The organism is Streptomyces sp. NPDC127084 (genome assembly GCF_042724175.1).
Taxonomy (GTDB): domain Bacteria; phylum Actinomycetota; class Actinomycetes; order Streptomycetales; family Streptomycetaceae; genus Streptomyces.
Genome location: NZ_JBHXFA010000322.1, coordinates 1 through 2,538 on the forward strand (window position 1 = coordinate 1; position 2,538 = coordinate 2,538).

General features: G+C 71.5%; 1 protein-coding gene. It reads left to right on the plus strand.

The features are described 5' to 3' along the window. Positions 1–2,538, plus strand: a 2,538-nt coding sequence (locus tag ACFWI9_RS33805; RefSeq protein ID WP_387169013.1) for a condensation domain-containing protein, incomplete at both ends; no start/stop codon positions are given.

Consider the following 2,538-nt stretch of genomic DNA (forward strand, 5'->3'; position numbering starts at 1 on the left):
GACCTCGTCTACCTGGGCCGTACCGACCACCAGGTGAAGATCCGCGGCTTCCGCATCGAACCCGGCGAGATCGAACACGCACTGACCCGACACCCGGCCGTACGCCAGGCCGTGGTCGCCCCGCACGAGGGCACGGACGGCGACCGCCGTCTTGTCGCCCACTGCGCGGTCACCACCCCCAGTACGGAACTCTCCCTGGAGCTCCGGAGGTACGTGGCGCAGGCACTGCCCGCCCACATGGTCCCGGCCGCGGTCGTCACCCTTGAGGCGCTGCCACTGACCGGCAGCGGCAAGGTCGACCGACGCGCCCTCCCCGACCCCGACTTCCGGCTCTTCACCGGCGGCCGGGCCGCGCGTACAGCGAGCGAGGAGCTCCTCTGCGGCCTGTTCGCCGAGGTACTCGCGGCCCCAGGGCAGGTCTCCATAGACGACGACTTCTTCGCCCTGGGTGGGCACTCGCTGCTCGCCATGAAACTCGTCAGCCGGGTCCGCACGGTGTTCACGGCGGAGATCGGCGTCCGTGACGTCTTCGAGGCGCCGACGGTGGCCGGTCTTGCCCAGCGGCTGGACAGCACCGGGGCCCGGCTCGCGCTCACGGCCGGAGAGCGACCGGAACGGCTGCCGCTCTCCTTCGCCCAGCAGCGGCTGTGGCTGATCGACCGGATGGAGGGAGCCAGCGACCTCTACAACCTCCCGCTCGCACTGCGTCTCACCGGTCCGCTCGACCCGGACGCGCTCGAACTGGCCCTCGGTGACCTGGTCGCCCGGCACGAGGTCCTGCGCACGCTGATCACCGAGCGGGACGGCGAGCCCCGGCAGCGGATCATCCCGCCCGCCGAGGCCAGGATCCGCTTCGACCGGCACACCACCCGGCCCGCCGACCCGGCGGCCACCCTCACCGAGTGCGCCGAGATCCCCTTCGACCTGGCAGCCGAACTCCCCATTCGCGGACACCTGTTCCGTGTCGCCGCCGAGGAGCACCTGCTCGTACTCGTCCTGCACCACATCGCCGGCGACGGCTGGTCCATGGACCCGCTGCTGCGCGATCTGGCCGCTGCCTACGCCGCCCGCCGTGACGGCTCGGTGCCCGAGTGGGAGGCGCTGCCGGTGCAGTACGCGGACTACGCGCTCTGGCAGCGTGAGCTGCTGGGCCGCGAGGACGACCCGGACAGTCTGGTCTCGCGCCAGCTCGCCTACTGGCGGGACACCCTGGCCGACCTCCCGGAGGAGCTGTCCCTCCCGGTGGACCGCGCCCGGCGGACGGACAGCGGTCATCGCGGCGACCGTGTCGTCCTCCCTCTGGGGGCCGAACTGCATGAATCGTTGGTCGAGTTGAGTCGCGAGCACCGGGTCACGATGTTCATGACGCTGCAAGCCGGGTTGGCCGCGCTGCTCACCCGGCTCGGAGCCGGTACCGACGTGCCGATCGGTTCGGTGGTCGCGGGCCGTTCGGACGAGGCGCTGGAGGACCTGGTCGGCTTCTTCGTCAACACCCTGGTGCTGCGTACCGACACCTCAGGAGATCCGACCTTTGCCGACCTGCTCCACCGCGTCAGGGAGTCCCAACTGGACGCCCACGCACATCAGGACGTTCCGTTCGAGCGGCTGGTCGAGGAGCTCAACCCGGCCCGCTCACTGGCCCGCCACCCGCTCTTCCAGGTGATGCTGCTGCTCCAGAGCGCCGACCGGAACGGGACTGGGGGCGCTCCCGGGGCGGCACCGCTCGACCTGGCCGGCTTGTCGGCCATCGTCGAACCGGTCGGCGGATACGCGGCCAAGTTCGACCTCTCCATCGCCATGGGCGAGTCCTTCGACACCGATGGTGCGCCCGCCGGGCTGGAGTGCGCGATCGACTTCGCCACCGACCTGTTCGACCGGGAGACCGTCGAGTCGATGGCGATCCGGCTGGGTCGGCTGCTGACGGCGGTGGCCGCACGTCCCGATCGCCCGATCGGCCGGGTGGACCTGCTTTCCGCCGAGGAGCGGACGGAACTCCTGGCCACCGGCGCTGACTTGCCCGTCGAAGTGCCGCTGCTGCCCGCGGCCTTCGAGGCCCAGGTCGCTCGCACCCCCGACGCGACCGCCCTGGTCGCCGGGAGCACCCGGCTCTGCTTTGCCGATCTTGACGCCCGTGCCGACCACCTCGCCCGCCGTCTGACGGCCGCGGGCGCGGGCCCGGACTCGGTGGTCGCCCTGGCCCTGCCACGCACAGCGGAGACCGTGATCGCCCTGCTCGCCGTACTCAAGGCAGGGGCCGCGTCGCTCTCGCTGGACCCCGAGTACCCGGCCGACCGGACCGCCGCCATGCTGGCCGATGCCGCTCCCTCGCTGGCCGTGACCGGCGCGGGGTGGCCACTGCCCGAACTGCTCGCCGGGTTGTCCGTCATGACGGTGGACTCGGCGGACGGGACACACCGCCCGGAGGCGGTGGGCCCCATCACCAGCGCCGCCTCCGCGTCCGACGCTGCCTATGTCATCTATACGTCTGGTTCGACTGGGCGTCCCAAGGGTGTGGTGGTGAGTCACGGTTCGATTGCC